1 protein-coding gene is annotated in these 763 nt (G+C 75.1%); it reads right to left on the bottom strand.

Annotated features, from left to right (window positions below; genetic code table 11):
- The coding region (locus A612_RS15490; RefSeq protein WP_040437187.1) for a ComEC/Rec2 family competence protein at window positions 1-763 on the bottom strand (763 nt) is incomplete at both ends.

The following is a 763-nucleotide window of genomic DNA, read 5'->3' as shown; positions in this document are numbered from 1 at the left end:
GGCGGTCGGCGCCGGCACCCACAGCGGCAGCCGCGCACTCAAGCGCCACAGCCGCCCCAGCGCACCCGAAGCCAGCCACGCAAAGAGCGTGATGTGCAGGCCCGAGATGCTCATCAGGTGCGCCACCCCGGTGGCGCGGAACACGTCCCAGTCGGCCCGGTCGATGGCGCGCTGATCGCCTGTCACCAGCGCCGCGACGACCCCGGCGGCACGCTGGCGCCGCTCGGACGCGCCAGTCGGCGCGAGCCGCGCGAGGATCGTGTCACGCACCTGCTGGCGCCATTGCTCGACCGGGTACTGCCAGGTCTGGCCCAGCCGCTCGGCAGCGCCGTGCCGCGCCGCGGCGCGTGCGCCAGTGCGCACCTGCCCGGTGGCTTGCACGCCCTGCTCCCACAGCCACAGCTCGTAGTCGAAACCATGCGGGTTGCGCGCACCATGGGGGGCATTCAGCCGCACCGTCAGGCGCCAGCGCTCGCCGGCCCGCAATGCAGGCGCCGGCGGACCCCCACCACCCCAGCCCCCGGCATGCCAAGAAAGGTCCACCAGCGGCGGCAGCGCAACCGCGCGTCCCTCGCGCTGCGCGGCCTCGACCGCCAGCCGCAGGCGCCAGCCCCCTTCGCGCGGCTGCGGCATGCTCGCCACCACGCCAGTCACCCGCAGCTCCACCCCTTCCAACGCTGGATCCAGCGCACCCGAGAGGAAGGCCGTGGCGCGCAGCCCACACACCGCCCACAGCAACGCTCCCGCCGCCGCGGCAGCGGCC

The sequence above is a fragment of the Melaminivora alkalimesophila genome, from assembly GCF_000282995.1.
GTDB classification, from domain to species: domain Bacteria; phylum Pseudomonadota; class Gammaproteobacteria; order Burkholderiales; family Burkholderiaceae_C; genus Melaminivora; species Melaminivora alkalimesophila.
Note: the sequence above shows the minus strand (reverse complement) of the source record. Positions and strands in the feature narration are given on the sequence as shown.